Annotated in this window: 14 protein-coding genes; 8 read left to right on the forward strand and 6 right to left on the reverse strand. The window is 65.8% G+C overall.

The features are described from left to right. Positions 1 to 187: 187 nt before the first annotated feature. Complete coding sequence (locus DVU_RS15010) at positions 188 to 1,099, reverse strand: helix-turn-helix transcriptional regulator (RefSeq protein ID WP_011791454.1); 912 nt, start codon at positions 1,097 to 1,099, stop codon at positions 188 to 190. Between the two features lie 254 nt (positions 1,100 to 1,353). On the opposite strand from DVU_RS15010, the gene der reads away from it, so the two are divergent. Next, the gene (gene der / locus DVU_RS15015; RefSeq protein WP_010940452.1) at positions 1,354 to 2,829 is read left to right on the forward strand and encodes a ribosome biogenesis GTPase Der; all 1,476 of its coding nucleotides are present in this window, start codon (positions 1,354 to 1,356) and stop codon (positions 2,827 to 2,829) included. An 84-nt stretch (positions 2,830 to 2,913) separates the two neighbouring features. Here the strand turns inward: der and DVU_RS15020 are convergent, their stop codons facing one another. Next, positions 2,914 to 4,302: a lipoprotein gene (locus tag DVU_RS15020; RefSeq protein ID WP_010940453.1), complete on the reverse strand. Its 1,389-nt coding sequence runs from the start codon at positions 4,300 to 4,302 to the stop codon at positions 2,914 to 2,916. Then, the gene (locus tag DVU_RS15025; RefSeq protein ID WP_223295118.1) at positions 4,299 to 5,330 is read right to left on the reverse strand and encodes a M15 family metallopeptidase; all 1,032 of its coding nucleotides are present in this window, start codon (positions 5,328 to 5,330) and stop codon (positions 4,299 to 4,301) included. Before DVU_RS15025 ends, DVU_RS15020 begins: the two co-directional genes overlap by 4 nt. Positions 5,331 to 5,730: 400 nt before the next feature. Between DVU_RS15025 and DVU_RS15030 the strand changes: the two genes are divergently transcribed. The 6 genes from DVU_RS15030 to DVU_RS15055 all read left to right on the forward strand — a co-directional run bounded on the left by DVU_RS15030 (position 5,731) and on the right by DVU_RS15055 (position 12,121). Next, on the forward strand, positions 5,731 to 6,654 hold the full coding sequence (locus DVU_RS15030; RefSeq protein WP_014524628.1) for a branched-chain amino acid transaminase: 924 nt from the start codon (positions 5,731 to 5,733) through the stop codon (positions 6,652 to 6,654). A 154-nt stretch (positions 6,655 to 6,808) separates the two neighbouring features. Next, positions 6,809 to 8,659, forward strand: coding sequence for a DNA polymerase III subunit gamma/tau (dnaX, locus tag DVU_RS15035; RefSeq protein ID WP_010940456.1), 1,851 nt, complete (start codon positions 6,809 to 6,811; stop codon positions 8,657 to 8,659). Beyond that, a complete protein-coding gene (locus tag DVU_RS15040; RefSeq protein WP_010940457.1) occupies positions 8,656 to 8,967 on the forward strand; it encodes a YbaB/EbfC family nucleoid-associated protein in 312 nt (103 codons plus the stop codon). Before dnaX ends, DVU_RS15040 begins: the two co-directional genes overlap by 4 nt. A gap of 10 nt (positions 8,968 to 8,977) precedes the next feature. After that, complete coding sequence (gene recR, locus DVU_RS15045; protein WP_010940458.1) at positions 8,978 to 9,583, forward strand: recombination mediator RecR; 606 nt, start codon at positions 8,978 to 8,980, stop codon at positions 9,581 to 9,583. A gap of 402 nt (positions 9,584 to 9,985) precedes the next feature. After that, on the forward strand, positions 9,986 to 11,047 hold the full coding sequence (locus tag DVU_RS15050; protein WP_010940459.1) for a glycosyltransferase family 4 protein: 1,062 nt from the start codon (positions 9,986 to 9,988) through the stop codon (positions 11,045 to 11,047). A gap of 237 nt (positions 11,048 to 11,284) precedes the next feature. After that, positions 11,285 to 12,121: a TatD family hydrolase gene (locus tag DVU_RS15055; RefSeq protein ID WP_010940460.1), complete on the forward strand. Its 837-nt coding sequence runs from the start codon at positions 11,285 to 11,287 to the stop codon at positions 12,119 to 12,121. Between the two features lie 314 nt (positions 12,122 to 12,435). Here DVU_RS15055 and DVU_RS15060 read toward each other — a convergent pair whose 3' ends face one another. Next, entirely contained in the window at positions 12,436 to 13,398 is a 963-nt protein-coding gene (locus tag DVU_RS15060; protein WP_010940461.1) for a DNA polymerase III subunit delta', read from the reverse strand. Positions 13,399 to 13,404: 6 nt separating this feature from the next. Beyond that, a complete protein-coding gene (locus DVU_RS15065; protein ID WP_010940462.1) occupies positions 13,405 to 14,685 on the reverse strand; it encodes an adenylosuccinate synthase in 1,281 nt (426 codons plus the stop codon). A gap of 242 nt (positions 14,686 to 14,927) precedes the next feature. Here DVU_RS15065 and DVU_RS15070 point away from each other — a divergent pair, with 242 nt between their 5' ends. Next, on the forward strand, positions 14,928 to 16,373 hold the full coding sequence (locus DVU_RS15070; RefSeq protein ID WP_010940463.1) for an MltF family protein: 1,446 nt from the start codon (positions 14,928 to 14,930) through the stop codon (positions 16,371 to 16,373). Here the strand turns inward: DVU_RS15070 and DVU_RS15075 are convergent. Then, complete coding sequence (locus DVU_RS15075) at positions 16,290 to 16,655, reverse strand: hypothetical protein (protein WP_010940662.1); 366 nt, start codon at positions 16,653 to 16,655, stop codon at positions 16,290 to 16,292. The two genes, DVU_RS15070 and DVU_RS15075, sit on opposite strands and share 84 nt — an antisense overlap. Positions 16,656 to 16,773 lie beyond the last annotated feature (118 nt).

Here is a 16,773-nt window from a genome sequence, read left to right on the forward strand (position 1 = left end):
GCCGGGGCAACGCGCCGGATGAGCATGCCAGCACAGCAGGTCGAGACAGGACGCCGGAGCAACGCATGGCGCAGGCTCGCCGGAACGCGCAACGGCCCACGTCGACAACACCGGGTCTATCGCAGGAAGGGTGTGCGCCCCATTGCCAGAGGGAAGGCCGCCTGCACGACGGCGTACGCCCTGCCCGTTATACGGCGTCGCCCGGAAAGACCACCCGCCCCGACTTAGACAGGTCGTAACCGTCGAGGTCGTCGGTGAGTGACCGGAAGCGCGGGTCGCCCAGCATGGCGATGAAAAGCTGCACCCGCTTGTCGAAATAGCCTGCCCGCGGCACCAGCAGGTCGTAGCGTTCGCGCTGCAACGGCACGAAGCCCAGCCCCAGGAGTCCCGCCACCGCACGGATGCAGGGGGCCACATCGGCCCGCCCCGCCACAATCTCCATCCCCACGTCGATGTGTCCGGCGAACTCGCGCCCGTAGCCCGGAACACGTGCCGGGTCGACGCCATGCCGCGTGAGTTCGGCATCGAACAGGAGGCGCGTACCCGTGCCATGCGGACGGTTCGCCACACGCAGCCCCCGGGCCGCGATGTCTCCCGCATCGGCGATACCGTGCGGGTTGCCGGGTGCGGTGAGATAGCCCTGCTCACGGATGCAGAAGTTGACCACCGCCGGGGGTTCATCCAGCACGCGCTGGGCCGTATCGAAGTTGTATTCGTGCCCCTCGGCCTGCATCAGGTGGCTGGTGGCCATGTGGCACAGCCCGTCGCGCAGGGCGTGCAGTCCGCCTAGGCTGCCGAGATTGACGAAGGCGGCGAGACGCCCCGGATGCAGCTGGGCGAAAAGGCGCAACGCCCTGTCCAGCAGGATGTCATTGCTGCCCGCAAGCACCAGTGCCTGCCCGGTCTCGCCGTCTCCGGGCTGCCCCGGATGGTTCAACGTGTTGCGCTCAAGCCATGCGTCCACAAGGTGCAGGGGGAAAAGCCACTTTCCCGTGACCTTGGTGCCGGGGAGTCCCTTCTCGGTGACGAGGGCGTAGACCATCTTCTCGTTTATGCCGAGGTAGGCCGCGACTTCACGGGTGGAGAGCAACTGTTTCATGGCGTCATCCTTGGGGTTCTCGGTTGGAAAAGCGCTCCGGGCCGGGTGCGCCCCTGAGGCAGTACTGTAGACAACAGCCCTTCCGCTGGCAACGGCGTCTCGCACGTATTGCAAGCCGCACGATATTGGTATAGATGATACGACCCACGTCCGCGTCCGGCATTTGAGCCGCACGATGTGACGTACCATCTTCGGGGGTCGTCCCCCTTCGTGCCGGTACGCCGGCCATCCCCTCCATCCGCCGGGAATCGCATATGTTCGCCAAGATAGCACTCGTGGGCCGACCCAATGTCGGCAAGTCTACCCTCTTCAACCGCCTGATACGCAGCAACCGCGCCATCACGCACGACATGCCGGGCGTCACCCGCGACCGCATGGAAGGCATCGTGCGTGGTCGCAACAAGCGTCCCTTCGGCATCATCGACACCGGGGGCATCACCCTCGACGGACATGCCGCCGTGGCCGAAGGCCCTGCGGGCATCCGCGGGTTCGAGGCCGAAATCCTGCGGCAGGCCGAAGAGGCCATTGCCGAGTGCGTCGCCGTCTGCCTCGTGGTGGACGGACGCGAAGGGCTGTTGCCCTTCGACGAACACCTTGCCTCGTACCTGCGCCGCACGGGCAAGCCCGTGCTGGTGGTCGTCAACAAGGTGGACGGCATCGAAAAGGAAGACGTGCTCACCGCGGAATTCCATATTCTGGGCTTCCCGGTACTGGCAGTTTCAGCCGAACATGGTCACAACCTGCGCTGGCTTGAATCGGAGATGCGCGACCTTCTGCCCGAAGAAGACGAGGACGGCATCGATGACGACGCCGCGGACGCAACCGCCGTCGCCATTGCCGACGCCGACGCCGAAACCGAAGACGGTGCCTCAGCCTCCGAGACCGAGGAAGACATCACTGAAGAGACCGTGGAAGACGAACCGGAAGCCCCCCTGCGCCTGTGCATGCTGGGACGCCCCAACGCCGGAAAGTCCTCTCTGGTCAATGCCCTCACCGGCACCAATCGTATGATCGTCAGCGATGTGGCGGGCACGACCCGCGACAGCGTGGACGTCGCCTTCGAGAAGGACGGCCTCTCATACACCTTCGTGGACACGGCAGGCGTCCGCCGCCGCTCGCGCATCACCGACACGGTGGAGCGCTACAGCGTCAACTCCTCGCTGAAGAGCACCACCAAGGCGCACGTCACCCTGCTGGTGCTTGATGCCGTCGAAGGCATCACCTCGCAGGACAAACGCCTCATCGAACTGCTCGACGAACGCAAGACCCCGTTCATGGTGCTGGTCAACAAGATGGACCTCGTGCCCGCCAAGGCACGCGAAGACGGCAAGCGCAATTTCCGTGACCTGCTCAACTTCTGCCAGCATGTGCCTCTGCTCTTCGTCTCCGCCAAGACCGGGTATGAACTGCGCTCCATCGTGCCGCTTGCCGCGCGCATCCGGCGCGAATGCAGCGTCCGCATCCCCACCGGGCAGCTCAACCGCGCCATGGAAGAGGTCATCACCCGCCACCAGCCCCCTGTGGTGCGCCGCGTACGGCCCAAGTTCTACTACATGACACAGGCCGAAAGCCAGCCGCCGACCTTCGTGCTGTTCGTCAACGACGCGGACAGGATTCAGGCGCCCTACGCCAAATACATAGAGAAGTCGCTGCGCCGCCTGTTCGGCATCGAGCACGCCCCCATGCGCGTCCACTTCCGTTCATCGCACAAGAAGAACAGCGAGAAATAGAAGCCTCCCCATCGCACTGAAAGGCGGCGGTACGGTTCATTCCGTGCCGCCGCCTTTGCGTTGCGAAGAAAGATGGGCTGGCGGTCACATGCCAAGGTCGCTTTCACGCCCCGCCACCGCGGGCAGGAAACCAGCCTTGCGCAGCGTGGGCCCGCTACCGAAACGCACCAGCACCATGCCCGCGAACTTCTGCCCCCGGTAGACTTCGACACGGTACAGCGTGCCCGCCTTGTCCACCGAGTAGCGTGCCATGAAGTCGCGCTTGCCAAGCGGAATGCCGCTTTCATCGGTACGATGCGCCGTGGCACCGATGGCGTTGATGCGATACCCCTTCACAGGCTGCACCACGAAACGCTCGCGCACCGACACCACTTCGCCGAAGCCAACGCGCACGGGCTTGCCGTCCACCATGAGCGTCATGCCCGACAGGGCGTCGTCAGTGTCGCGCCAGTCAGGACGCAATCTCGTGAGGGTGCGGTTGCCATAGAAGACGTCATATCCGCCCTTGGCGGACACGAGGGCGAGAATGGGCTTGCTGGCAGCGAACGTGCCTGCCACATCACGCGGAAGGGGGAAGCTGCCCAGCGAAGGGCGCACGTCGTCCAGCGGCAGCACGATGCGGTTGTGCGCAAAGCCCACGGTCACGTCGCTTTCAAGGGCCGCCTGCACACCGCGGGGTGAAAGGTCGAAGTCGCGTTCGAAGCGGACCCCCGCCTGCTTCAGGAACGCCTCCACCGCACGAAGATGGTAGTAGGCGCGATATTCGGTGGTGAAGTCCTTGCTGGCTTCGATGCCGAAGGCGGGCTTGCCGTTGCGGTAGGCGAACCATGTGAGGGTACGGTCCATCTCATGGTCGCCCTCGTCGGTGCGGGTGTTCTTGAGGTGATAGCGGTGCTTGGGCACAAGCACGCCTTCGTTCACATCGCGTACGGCACGTTCACCCATGCCGGTGAGGTCGCCGAGGGGTGCCCCTTCGAGGCGCGCCTTGTCGATGATGACACTCTGTCCCCACCGCGAGGGATTGCACTGGGCGTCCTCATGGTCGGGGCGATAGAAGCCGCTGCCGTCATGCAGGTTCAGCACGAGAGAGACGTCAGGCGCGGTGATGATGCGCTGGATGCGCTGCACCAGCGGGTATTCGGGGTCGTCGGCGGGCAGGGTCGCGAACTTGCGGTTGAGGTCGCCATGCACCCCGCGCGACCGTTTGATGATGCTGGGGAAATTGAGATTGGGCACCACCCACACTCTGCCCGACGTGAACCGGTAGTGGGTGACCAGTAGCGTGGCGGCCGAGAATCCCCCCGGTTCGTCACCCTGTATGCCTCCCACCACAAGCACCACGGGCCCACCCGTCCCGAGACGGTGCAGGGTGAAATCGAGGTTGGTGCCTTCCGGGGCAGCGAGGGCGGGGCTGCACGCCCATAGGGATGCGAAGACCAGCAGGCCCGACAATAGCGCGGATATCCATCTCATGCGATGACCTTGACGTGCCAAGGTTCGAAGCGAACCCCGAGAAAGTTGTCACGCGGGTAGCGCAGCGTGATGTAGCCGCGCTCTTCAAGCTTGCGGAAGACCTCGGTTCCGGTGAAGTCGGACGTGAAGTTGCGGATGCCGTATCCGCGCTGTCCCACGTCGAAGTCTCCCACGCCGTGGAATGAATAGCCGGGAGGCGCCAGCGAACGTGACGCCAGCGAGAGGTTGCCGCCATTGGCCTCGGCCTTGGCGAGAAAGAGGTGCAACTGCTTGACGATACCCCGCACCCCGCTGGTCAGCACCACCTGCTCACCCATGATGCGCTGAATGGTCAGCCATGTCTCGTGCGCGTCACCGCGATAGAGATAGTTGCCCATGCCGGGCACCTTCACCACCTCACGCTGCGGGATGACGGAGGTGAGCGTGGAAAGGGGCTTCTTGCCGAGAAAGCCGTAGTTCTTGGCATCGGCGTGGAACACGTCGTCGATGAACTCGAGTTCGGCGCGCGAGAATGCTCCCACGGCGGGACGCCGCGCCTGCCGCATGGCCTCGTCGAGGCTCAGCAGATAGAAGAAGCCGTGTCCCACGGTGCGTTGCAGCCTGTCCAGCCTGTCGACCAGCCCCCCCATGAGGGCGTAGCGTTCAGGGGTGAGCACGATGTCGGAAGGATGCACCTCGTCGAAGTTGCGCATCTTGTAGAGATAGTCGCGCACTGACTCGGAGGTTTCGGCTGGCAGGGGCTGAGGCGGCTGGCTGACGGCCCTGGCCGGGGCGAGGTCGGGTTCTACGGTCTGGGCGCGCGCCCGGGATGCGGCCTTGGCGGGGCGTTGCGCGCCGCGTTGCGGCGCGGAGACGCGCCCCTGCGTCTTGCGGGCGGGGGCCGCAGGTGCAGCCTTGCCCTTGGGGGCGGGCTTGGCAGGGGCAGGACGTGAAGGTTGAACGCCGCCGGAGGCTGCGACAGCCCCCCCGGCCAGCAACAGCTGGAGGGTTCCACAAAGGGCGGCTGCGAGGAACGTGCGTCGATTCACACGATGCTCCGGGTTGTTGGCTTGAAGCTCACCCGAATCCGTATAGCAAATGTCTAGAGAATGCAAATACAAGGTGGGGTTTTCCACCATATCCACCATGATACCGCGGTCGGGCCTCATAGGGAAAGCCCCACCGCCTTTTCGCGACATCCGCATTGCGACTGAAGGCACTCGCCGGTGACCGCGCGGCATCCGCACGGGACGGGGCCATGCAGTCCCTCTGTCCCGGCCTTGACCTTGCGCAGGGCTTTCCTTTAGCGTTGCTCGTTACGGCAGTGTCCCGTGTGCCGCCCCGCGGCACATGTTCCCCTTCACGGGCCCGCCTCCGCCACCGCAGGCGCCCGCTTGCGGCGTCAGGAGCCATGGCAAAGGGCCGCAGGGTATGCAAGGAGTTATGAGCATGGTCCAGAAATCGGAAACCATCTGGTTCGACGGCAAGCAGGTTCCGTGGGATGAGGCCAACGTGCATGTGCTCACCCACGCCCTGCACTACGGCGTGGGTGTCTTCGAAGGCATTCGCGCCTACCGTTGCGCCGATGGTTCTTCGGCCGTCTTCCGTCTGCGCGAACACGTGCAGCGCCTGTTCTCGTCGGCCAAGATCCTGCGCATGGAGATTCCCTTCACCGAAGACGCCATCTTCGACGCCATCGTGGAGACGCTGCAACGCAACAGGCTCGCCGAAGGCTACATCCGTCCCCTTTCGTTCGTCGGCGCAGGGGCCATGGGCGTCTACCCCGGCGACAACCCCGTTCAGACCATCATCGCCGTATGGCCTTGGGGTGCGTACCTCGGTGCCGAGGCCCTCGAAAAGGGCATCCGCGTCAAGACCAGTTCGTTCGCCCGCCACCACGTCAATGCCATGATGACCAAGGCCAAGGCCTCGGGCAACTATGTCAACTCGGTGCTGGCCAAGATGGAGGCCAAGGCGGACGGCTACGACGAGGCCCTGATGCTGGACGTGAGCGGCTTCGTCTCCGAAGCCACGGGCGAGAACATCTTCATGGTCCGCAACGGCGTCATCAAGACCACGCCGCTGACCTCCATCCTCGACGGCATCACCCGCAACAGCCTCATGACGCTGGCACGCGACCTCGGCTACGAAGTGGTCGAACAGCAGTTCACCCGCGACGAACTCTATGTCGCCGACGAAGCGTTCTTCTGCGGTACCGCCGCCGAGGTGACGCCCATCCGCGAAGTCGACCGCCGCGTCATCGGCAAGGGAAGTGCCGGGCCTGTCACCAAGCATCTCCAGCAGGAATATTTCAAGGCCGTCAAGGGCGACAACCCCAGCTACGACCACTGGCTGCACCGCTACGCGCTGTAGCACTTTCGCAGTATAGACAGACGACACAGAGACGCGTCCACACCCCGGCATCTGCCCGGCTACGACGCGCGGCACGTCCATAACGAAGACACCATTTGACGCGAGAGGGGCGGGGCCGCACGGTCACGCCCCTTCCGAAAGAAGCATCGACGGCATGAGCCACGCCTCGCTGACAGCCAGATACCGCCCGCAGACCTTCGCCGAGGTCGCGGGGCAGGAGACGGTAAAGGCCATCCTCTCGCGCGCAGCACAGGAGAACCGGGTCGCTCCCGCCTACCTGTTCAGCGGCACGCGCGGGGTGGGCAAGACCACCATCGCCCGCATCTTCGCCAAGGCCCTCAACTGTACCACCGCCCCCACCGGCGAACCCTGCAACACCTGTGAGCAATGCCGCAAGGTCACGCAGGGGATGCACGTGGACGTGGTGGAGATAGACGGGGCCTCGAACCGAGGCATCGACGACGCCAAACGCCTCAAGGAGGCCATCGGCTACGCCCCGATGGAAGGCCGCTACAAGGTCTTCATCATCGACGAGGCGCACATGCTCACGCGCGAAGCCTTCAACGCCCTGCTGAAGACGCTGGAGGAACCCCCGGCCCGCGTGACCTTCGTGCTGGCGACCACCGAACCGCACAAGTTTCCGGTCACCATCGTCAGCCGCTGCCAGCACTTCACCTTCACCCGCCTTTCCGAAGCCGGGCTTGAAGCGCACCTCACCAAGGTGCTCGGTCGCGAGGGCGTCGACTACGACCCGGCTGCCGTGCGTCTCATCGCACGACGGGCGGCAGGCAGCGTGCGCGACTCCATGTCGTTGCTCGGGCAGGTGCTCGCACTGGGCGAAAGCCGCCTCACCATCGACGGTGCGCGTGGCGTGCTGGGGCTGGCGGGGCAGGAACTGTTCCTGCGGCTCATGGAGGCACTGGCTGCACAAGACTGCCTTGGCGTGGCGAACGTCGTCCGTGAGCTGCTCGACAGAGGCGTGGACATGGGCTTCTTCCTGCGCGAACTCGTGGCCACATGGCGCAACCTCTTCATGTTGCGGCAGGCGGGCGAAGCGGCCCTCGCATCCCTCGACCTGCCAGAGGACGAAGCCCGGCAATGGCTCGGATGGGCCAAACGGTTCGAACCCGCGCACATCCATGCCTGCTGGCAGATGACCCTCGAAGGACAGCGTCGGGTGCTGACCAGCCTCGAACCGGCCATGGCGCTTGAGCTGCTGCTGCTCAATCTCGCCATGCTGCCCCGCCTCATGCCCGTGGAGAGTCTGCGTCCTTCGGGTGGAGGCGCATCCGCCCCTTCGGGTTCCGCTGCCGAAGGCCCAGCCTCGGGTGGTGCTGCAACCATCCCCACACCGGGCACACAGGGGATGCAAGGCACAGCCCCCGCTGCCGGGATGACACCTTCGCCAGCAGCACCCGCCACACCGGCGCCCTCCGCAGCGCCTTCACCACGAGTGCCGTGGGACGATGCAGCCCCCGCGCCACGCCAGACGGGCATCCCGCCACGGCCCGCACCGCGGATGCCGGAAGCCTCGCCTACTGCGGGCAGCCCGGCGGCACCAGCACAGGGTGACGACTCCGACACGGCAGAGCACACGCCGTCCGGCCCGAGGACATGGGACGGATTCCTCGAGTTCTGCCAAGGGCGGAACGGGCAGGGCGGCAGACTCGCAACCGTCCTGCGGCAGACCACCCCCGAACACGATGACGGCATCCTGCGTCTTGCCACCATGTCGTCAGTCCAGTATGAGCGCCTTACGGACGCAGCGACACGGACGACGCTCGCCGGACTGGTGCGCGACTATTTCGGGGATGCGTGCCGCGTAGAGGTGAACCCGCCCACGCGAGTGCGCCGCACTGAAGCCGAACTGCGTAAAGAGGCGGAGGCCCACCCCGCCGTACAACTACTCAAGGAAGAGATGGGCGCGTGCATCCTCAAGTGTACACCGCTTGCAGACCTGCGCCGCCCTGAAGACACCACCGAGCAAGGAGACAACAAGCCATGAGAGGCATGAACGACCTTCTTCGTCAGGCCAACCTGATGCAGTCCAAACTCGCCAAACTCCAGTCGGAGATGGCGGACAAGTCCTTCGAAGCATCCAGCGGCGGCGGCATGGTCAAGGTTTCCGTGACGGGCCGTCAGGAACTGAAATCCATCACCATCGACCCCAAGGCCCTCGAAGGCGGCGATGTGGAGATGCTGCAAGACCTCATCCTCACCGCGGTCAACGAAGGCGTCCGCGTCTCGCGTGCCACCATGGAACGTGAGATGAACGCCCTCACCGGCGGCCTGCGCCTCCCCGGCATCATCTAGCGGAGTCACTGTGCAGCGTCTTCCAGAACCCTTGAAGGCCCTCGTGGACCAGCTGGCGAAACTGCCGGGACTGGGCCCCAAGTCGGCCCTGCGCCTTGCCATGACGCTGCTCAAATGGCCCGCCAGCGAGACGCGACGTCTCGGGCGGGGCATCCACGACCTGCGCGACAACCTGCACCTGTGCAGGCGTTGCGGTGCGCTCACCGACTGCGACCCCTGCGCCCTGTGCACCGATGCCACCCGCACACAGGACATGCTGTGTCTCGTCTCCGAATGGGACAGCATGCTCACGCTGGAAGAGGGCGGCTTCTACAGGGGGCAGTACCTCATTCTCGGCGGCCTGCTGGCACCGCTGGACAATGTGAACGCCGACTCGCTGGAACTGGAAAGGCTCACCCGTCGCCTCGCTGAAGGGCAGGTGCGCGAGGTGGTGCTGGCGCTGGGAACCACCGTGGAGGCCGAGAACACCGCCACCTTCATCCGGGCAATGGTCGAACGCCAGTACCCCGGCGTCCGTGTGACCAGACTCGCGCAGGGCATCCCCCTCGGGGCCGAGGTCAAGTTCATGGACCGTGAGACCCTGCGCCAGTCCATGCAGTACCGGCAGGAACTGTGACCGGACCTGCCCGGCAAGGGACACAGGCGACACGCCGCGGCGGCCAACGATACCCGCAGGACACGACCAGCGGGCACGACCAGCGGGCACGACCGGCCGCGAATGCTGCCACGGAATGCCGTTCATGAAGGCTGCCTGCGGAAATGACCCGGCAACCTGACCGTCGACAAGGCGAATGCCGGGGACTGCCGGGCGACTGCCAGACAGCGGGCGGCCAGCGGGCGGACTGAAATCGGAACGACGGGCGGCGGCGGGGAGACCCGCCGCCGCTTTTCGGTGCCGCCCCGGCGAGTGCGCATCGCATAGCGATGCAACCGCCTGCGGCGCCCCATAGCCCGCATTGCCGAAACCGCAGCCTCACGCCCTCTCGCCTCAAACGGCAAAGTAGGCTAACGTCGCGTCATGCGAACGCGCATCTTCATCCCTCCGCTGCCCCGCATGTCCGGCGGCCTTGCCGTACTCTACCGCATGGCCTCACACCTGCATCAGGCCGGACACGACGTGGCCCTCGTCCCGCGCGACACGGCACCGTGCCTCGACGAAGCGGCGCGTGAACTCCCGGTTGTATCGTGGGAGTCCATCGACCTGTCCGGCGACGACCTCTGGCTGGTCCCGGAGGGCTGGGTCAACGCCCTCGCCCCCGGACTGAAGGCCGGTGCGCGTAACGTGGTCTACGTGCAGAATTGGGCGTACCTGCTTTCCGCGCTTCCGTCAGGCGTGCAGTGGCCGCAGCTTGACGTGTCGTTCATGGCGGTCTCCGACCCCGTGGCATGGTTCACACGAGAGACCACCGGGCACGAGGCGGTCGTCTTGCGTCCGGGCATCGACACGGCCCTGTTCCATCCGGCACGCCCCGACGATACCGATGTCTGCCCGCCCCGTGACCGGATTCGCGTGTGCTGGATGCCCCGCAAGAACAAGGCGCTGGCCATCCAGATACGTGCCATCCTCGAAGCGCGCCTCTCCCTTGCCCCGCCCTGCGGGAGTGCGGGCCCTCTCCCCGTGGAGTGGGTCGAAATCCACGGGCTGCGGCAACCCGAGGTGGCAGCGGCACTGCGTTCGGCGCACATCTTCCTTGCCACCGGCTTTCCCGAAGGTTGCCCGCTTCCCCCGCTCGAGGCCATGGCTTCAGGAGCGCTTGTCGTCGGCTTCGCGGGCATGGGTGGATGGGACTACATGCGGCAGGCCATGCCGGGCGGCTATCTGCCGTGGTATCTCCTGCGCGAGGTGCCTTGGGGTGGCAACGGGCTGTTCGCCGCCGACGCCGACGTGACCGGCGCCGCCTTCGCCCTCGAACATGCGATACGCATGATAGCCGCCGCCGACCCGCGGGTGGATGCGCTGCGCAAGGCTGGACTGCACACCGCCGCGGCCTACGACCTCGCCGCCCAGCGTGATGCGCTGCTGACGCTGTGGGCACGCGCCGCCGAAGGCGACCTGTTCCCTGCCGCACGTAGGCCCTAGGCCCAGCGCAAGGCCAAGGCCGTCTGCACGTCCCACCCCGAACCTTCCAGACCCATCGCAAACCGCATGCCGCCCGCAAGGCGTAGCCCGTCCGCCGCGACAGCCTCCCGTGCACGGCACACTTGCAATCCCCGGCGACGGGCCTATCTTCTCCCCGCGACGGAAGGCCCGTCATGCCAACATTCAAGCCTGAAATCCCGCTGCCCCGGCACGGGTGATGTCCGGAGTCATCGCACCATGTCCAAGAAGAAACCTGAACGCCCCGCGCCGGAAAGCCTCGGCCTTCCGTGCTGCGGTGTCGAATCGCACGCCCATCTCGACCTCGACGCCTTTGCGGAAGACCTCGGCGACGTGCTGCAACGCGCGCAACAGGCTGGCATTGCACGCATGGGCAATGTCTTTCTCGGCCCGCAGGCGTACGCACGCAACCGTCACCTGTTCGACAGCCATCCTTCCGTCTTCTTCCTGCTGGGCATCCACCCCTGCGAAGGGCACACCTGCGACGAGGCGGCCCTCGATGCCATGCGGAAGGCTTTCGCCAGCGACCCGCGGCTGCGCGCCGTGGGAGAGATAGGACTCGACTTCTACTGGGACGACTGCCCCCCCGACGTGCAACGCGCCGCCTTCAGGGCACAACTCGCCCTCGCACGCGAGGTCTCGCGGCCTGTAGTCATCCATGCGCGCGACGCGGCTGAAGAGACCATCGCCATCCTCGAAGGTGATGGTTTCCGGGGATATCCCGTACTGTGGCACTGCTTCGGGGGTGACGCCCCCCTCGCTGAACGCATCGTGGACAACGGCTGGCATATCTCCATTCCCGGCCCTGTCACCTACCCTGCCAATACGGCGCTGCGCGAGGCGGTGCACGTCATCCCCGTCGACCGCCTCATGCTGGAGACGGACTGCCCCTACCTCACGCCCGTACCCTACAGGGGCAAGCGCAACGAACCGGCCTACGTGGTGTTCACGGCGCAGTGCGTGGCAAAGGAACGGGGTATGGACACGGCAGACCTGTGGACGACGGCAGGCGACAACGCGCGGCGCTTCTTCGGGCTGGACGACGGGCAGGCGTGACGCAGAGGCGAGCTGACGTCACCCTGAACGACGACGCATACCCGGCACACCCTCGCATCATCCTGCGCACTACATTCATCTGTGATGCGGTGATGTCCGGCATACGCGGCACCGCCGAGACAGGTAGCGGCTGATGCAGACAGGCGTCGGCTGTCAGACGACCGAGGTTGAAGCACGTAGACAATGTCCCATGACCGGGCACACCGTGCATCGGCTGTAGACGGGATGAAGAGACGGTGGGCAGGATGAAGAGACGACAAAGGGCGCGGTGGAGACATCGCACCCTTTTCTTGTGACCTTCAGGACAGGAGGCTTCAGCGCGCAGCCGCCGGAGACTTGCGTCGCGAACGTGCCAACCCGAAGAGGTGCGCCGCCAGCCAGTCGAGAACCATGGGAGGGGTCACAGGACTTGGCCGCAATGCGAGACTTTCGCTACAGTGGGCCAGCAGGGCATCGACCTGCGCCATGCCCTCCGGCCCCAGACGGCTGAAGAACGCCGTCAGCGGATGCGTCGCCATGGGCGAGGGCGCATGCCCGCCGTCACCGGCATCCGCCTCGCCGGACAGGGCGGCAAGGAGGGCACGTTCACAGGCAAGAACCACCGCCGTGGCAAGGTCGGCGTCCACGGCCCCCCGTACGCCCGTCTTCTCGAACCAGCCCCGCCCCGAACCACAGAAGGCGGCCAGCGCATCCAGCCACGGGGTCACGGCTTCGGCAGGCGCATCCATGGGACGCGGCCACGGCAGGGTCAGCACCCAGCCGCGAGAGACGAGGGTGGGCAGAAGGCGTTCACGCTGTGGGGCCAGCAGGAGGAATGACGTGCCGGGGCGCGGTTCCTCCAGCGATTTGAGCAATGCGTTGGCAGCGGCCTCGCCCAGCGACTGCGCCTCGGCGAAGACGATGACGCGATACCCGTCGCCACGGGGTGGTTCACCGAGGATGGAACGCACCTCGCGCACCGAGTCGATGCTGATGTTGCCCTCGCGCCCGTCGAAGAGAAAGACGTCGCGGTGCATTCCGCCCGTCACCTGCACACAGGCGGGACAGGCGAGGCAGGGGGAAGAGGCTTCGCGGCAATTGAGACGGGCTGCCCACCACAGGGCCACGGCATAGCGCTCGTCGGCCGTCGCCCCTTCGAGCAGCAGCACTTGCGGGGGCGAACCGGCAAGGGCCTCCAGCCGGGCGCGCACGCCATCGAAGCGTGCGGCAAGGGCCGGGGAGAGGGCTTTCACCCCCTCCCCGGCCCCGGGAAGCGTAGCGTCGACGTCGCGCGCCATGACAGCCTAGCGACGGATGGTCTGGTCGCGCTCAGGCCCGACGGAGACCAGCGAAATACGTACGCCGGTGATTTCCTCGATGCGCAGGACATAGGCCTTCACGGGAGCGGGCAGGCTTTCCCACGTGGTGCAGCCGGTGATGTCGTCATCCCAGCCGGGTATGGTCTCGTACACGGGGGTGACGTGGGCCATGCCGTTCTGTTCCTGCGGGGGGTAGGCCACCTGCTCGCCCCTGTAGATGTAGGCGGTGCAGATGCTGATCTCTTTGAGGCCCGAGAGCACGTCAAGCTTGGTGAGGGCGATGTCGGTGGGGCCGTTGAGCCGAACCGATTCGCGCAGCACCACGGCGTCGAGCCAGCCGCAGCGGCGCTTGCGGCCCGTGGTGGCGCCGAATTCATGGCCCTTCTGCTGCAGGTATTCGCCGGTGGCGTCATCCAGTTCGGTGGGGAAGGGCCCTGCACCGACGCGGGTGGTGTACGCCTTGACGATGGCGATGATGCGGTCGAGCTTCGTGGGCGGCACGCCGCTACCGGCCGCGGCATTGCCCGACACGGTGTTGGAGGAGGTCACGAAGGGATAGGTGCCGTGATCGATGTCGAGATGCGTACCCTGTGCGCCTTCGAACAGGACGCTCCGGCCTTCGGCCCACGCATCGTGGATCTCGGAGGAGACGTCGGCGAGATAGGGGACAAGCTTGGCACCATGGGCCATGACCTCTTCGAACACTGCATCGGCGTCGAGGGGCTGCTGACCGTAAAGCCCGGTGAAGAGGGCGTTCTTTTCGACGAGGGCGGCCTCGATCTTGGAGCGCAGCAGTTCGGGCATGGCGAGGTCGGCGGCACGCACGCCGATGCGCGCGGACTTGTCCTCATAGCAGGGGCCGATGCCGCGCCCGGTGGTGCCTATCTTGGCATCCTTGCACTTGTGCGCCTCGCGCGCCTGATCGAGCACCTTGTGGTAGGGCATGATGAGGTGCGTCTTGCGGCTGATCATGAGCCGTGCGGGGCTCATGTCCACGCCCTGTGCACGCAGCGAGTCAATCTCGCGGCAGAACACTTCGGGGTCGAGCACCACGCCGTTGCCGATGAGGCACTTCTTGCCTTCATGCAGGATGCCGGAGGGGATGAGGTGCAGGATGTACTGTTTCTCGCCCACGAGCACGGTGTGCCCGGCGTTGTTGCCACCCTGGAAGCGGACGATGACGTCGCTCTCCCGCGTGAGCAGGTCGACGATCTTGCCCTTGCCTTCATCGCCCCACTGGGCGCCCATCACTACCACGTTTGACATTTCCGACTCCTTGTGACATGGAATGCCACCCTGCGTCCGGGGGCGGTCGCCCTTGGTACGCAGAAAAGGCATCATCACATACACCGCCACACGTTCAAAGTCAATTTATTCACTTCCAAACAAGCGATCAACGCACCCCACAGACCCGGCGGCATCCCGCCGTCGCCGACCAACAGGCGACGGGACAGGGCGGCCCGCCACAGCGCTGATGCCCCGCTGCACGGCTACCGGGTCCCAGAGATATGACACACTCGAACCTTCACCGGAAAAGGTGGCAGTTCTTCGGGCTGCTTTTCGCCAAGGCACTTCTTCTCACCCTCGCCCTCGCCCCCGCCTCCTCAAAAGCCTCTCTTCCGCACCACCACGACAACGATGTCCTGCGCGTGGCCGCCCCGGCACGCGAGCGCGTCTTCGCGCGCCTCTCCCCCTATGGCGAAGGCTTCGAACCCGACCTCGTGGAACGCTTCGCACGCACCTACGGCTACCGCATCGAATGGCTTTCTGCCGCCGACAGGGCAGAGGCGCTGGACATGCTGCGGCGCAACAGGGCCGACCTCGCCGTGGGCTTCACCGAGGCACCCTGTGCCGACGACGCCATCGCCAGCGGCCCCTCCTACGCCCACGAACGCCCGGTGGAAGTCCGCGCCCGCCATGCCGACGGCCGCGAACCCGAGGTGTTGCGCGACGAATACGAAGCGCCCGTCATGCAGACGGCCGCCTTCACGCCCGATGCGGAAGGCCTGCACGCTACGGGCGCACCTGCGCGCACGGCAACCATGCCGGACAGGCAAGAGGGCGCAGCACTCCCTGCGACGGCCCACGAAACGCCGACGATCATCGACGGCGCATCATGGGCGCTCTGGCAACCCTTCGTCCACACCGAAAGCCGCGCCGCCACGCTGGAATCGCCCCTCACCTACCGCTGGCACTGGCGTGCAGGCGCACCGCGCCTCGACGCCAACCTGCGCGGCTTCTGGCAGGCGCGCCAGCACCCCGTGGACACCATGCTCGACGACCTCACCGAGCAGTATTTCGGCTTCCTGCCGGAGACGCTCGACCCTTACGACCTGAAGGAACTCTCCGACACGGTGGAAGACCGCGTGCCCCGCTACGGGCGCACCATCGCCAAGGCGGCCTCGAAGGCGGGGCTCGACCCGCTGCTGCTCACCGCGGTCATCTTCCAGGAATCGCGCTTCAATCCCAACGCCCGCAGCCACACGGGGGTGCGCGGCATCATGCAACTCACGCAGGAGACGGCCATCGACCTCAAGGTCAACCGCATGGACCCCGACCAGTCCATCCGGGGCGGCGCACGCTATCTGCGCATGATATGGGACAGTCTCGAAGAGTTGAACCTCGACCCGTGGGACCGCTGGTTCTTCACCCTTGCAGGCTTCAATCAGGGGCCGGGGCATCTGCGCGACGCCATCCGCCTTTCGCAGGAACTCGGCGGGTCGGGGCGCACATGGCGCGAACTCAAGGAAGTGTTCCCCAAGCTGGCCCGCGCGAAATACTACACGCGGGCGCGCTACGGGTACTGTAGAGGCTATGAGGCCGTGGATTTCGTGGAGAGTGTGCGCTGGTACTACTATGTGCTCTCGGGGCTAGTCGTCCTCGACAGGCCCGAAGCGAAGCACCTTGCCCCGCTTCTTGCCGTCCGCGGGACGCCCGTCGCGCCCTTCATCTAGGGGCGACGCCCCGGAGGCAGGACGACGCTCGAGGTCGAAGTCCACACGCGGGGGGGCGGCATCAACGCCCTGCGAACGCACACGCGACGCCCACTGGTGGTTGAAGAGCTGGTTCTTCCAGCGCTTGGCCTGAATGAGCGAAAGGACGAGGGCGGCCTCTTCCCAACGGCGGGAGGGCTCGAAACGGTCGACGATGGCGGCGTAGCGCTCCCACAGCGCCATGAGCGACGCCTCATCGAATGCGTCAAGCTGGCGTGCGAGTTTCAGCAGTTGCTGCTCCATAGGGTTTGACGAACCTCCTTGTGCGGGGCGCAGGGCCCGGCGGCGCAAGGCTACGTCAATCCGCGCGGGCGTTCAAATGGAAATTGCCCGTCGTCGGGCACTGTGCTACCTTGTCCGC

Origin of the sequence: Nitratidesulfovibrio vulgaris str. Hildenborough (assembly GCF_000195755.1) — a bacterium.
In the GTDB taxonomy this organism is placed as follows: domain Bacteria; phylum Desulfobacterota; class Desulfovibrionia; order Desulfovibrionales; family Desulfovibrionaceae; genus Nitratidesulfovibrio; species Nitratidesulfovibrio vulgaris.

Excerpts from the sequence above, each read along its gene's own strand:
- DVU_RS15010 (WP_011791454.1), bottom strand. The coding sequence starts at position 1,099 with ATGAAACAGTTGCTCTCCACCCGTGAAGTCGCGGCCTACCTCGGCATA.
- der (WP_010940452.1), top strand. The coding sequence starts at position 1,354 with ATGTTCGCCAAGATAGCACTCGTGGGCCGACCCAATGTCGGCAAGTCT.
- DVU_RS15020 (WP_010940453.1), bottom strand. The coding sequence starts at position 4,302 with ATGAGATGGATATCCGCGCTATTGTCGGGCCTGCTGGTCTTCGCATCC.
- DVU_RS15030 (WP_014524628.1), top strand. The coding sequence starts at position 5,731 with ATGGTCCAGAAATCGGAAACCATCTGGTTCGACGGCAAGCAGGTTCCG.
- dnaX (WP_010940456.1), top strand. The coding sequence starts at position 6,809 with ATGAGCCACGCCTCGCTGACAGCCAGATACCGCCCGCAGACCTTCGCC.
- DVU_RS15040 (WP_010940457.1), top strand. The coding sequence starts at position 8,656 with ATGAGAGGCATGAACGACCTTCTTCGTCAGGCCAACCTGATGCAGTCC.
- DVU_RS15050 (WP_010940459.1), top strand. The coding sequence starts at position 9,986 with ATGCGAACGCGCATCTTCATCCCTCCGCTGCCCCGCATGTCCGGCGGC.
- DVU_RS15055 (WP_010940460.1), top strand. The coding sequence starts at position 11,285 with ATGTCCAAGAAGAAACCTGAACGCCCCGCGCCGGAAAGCCTCGGCCTT.
- DVU_RS15060 (WP_010940461.1), bottom strand. The coding sequence starts at position 13,398 with ATGGCGCGCGACGTCGACGCTACGCTTCCCGGGGCCGGGGAGGGGGTG.
- DVU_RS15065 (WP_010940462.1), bottom strand. The coding sequence starts at position 14,685 with ATGTCAAACGTGGTAGTGATGGGCGCCCAGTGGGGCGATGAAGGCAAG.
- DVU_RS15070 (WP_010940463.1), top strand. The coding sequence starts at position 14,928 with ATGACACACTCGAACCTTCACCGGAAAAGGTGGCAGTTCTTCGGGCTG.
- DVU_RS15075 (WP_010940662.1), bottom strand. The coding sequence starts at position 16,655 with ATGGAGCAGCAACTGCTGAAACTCGCACGCCAGCTTGACGCATTCGAT.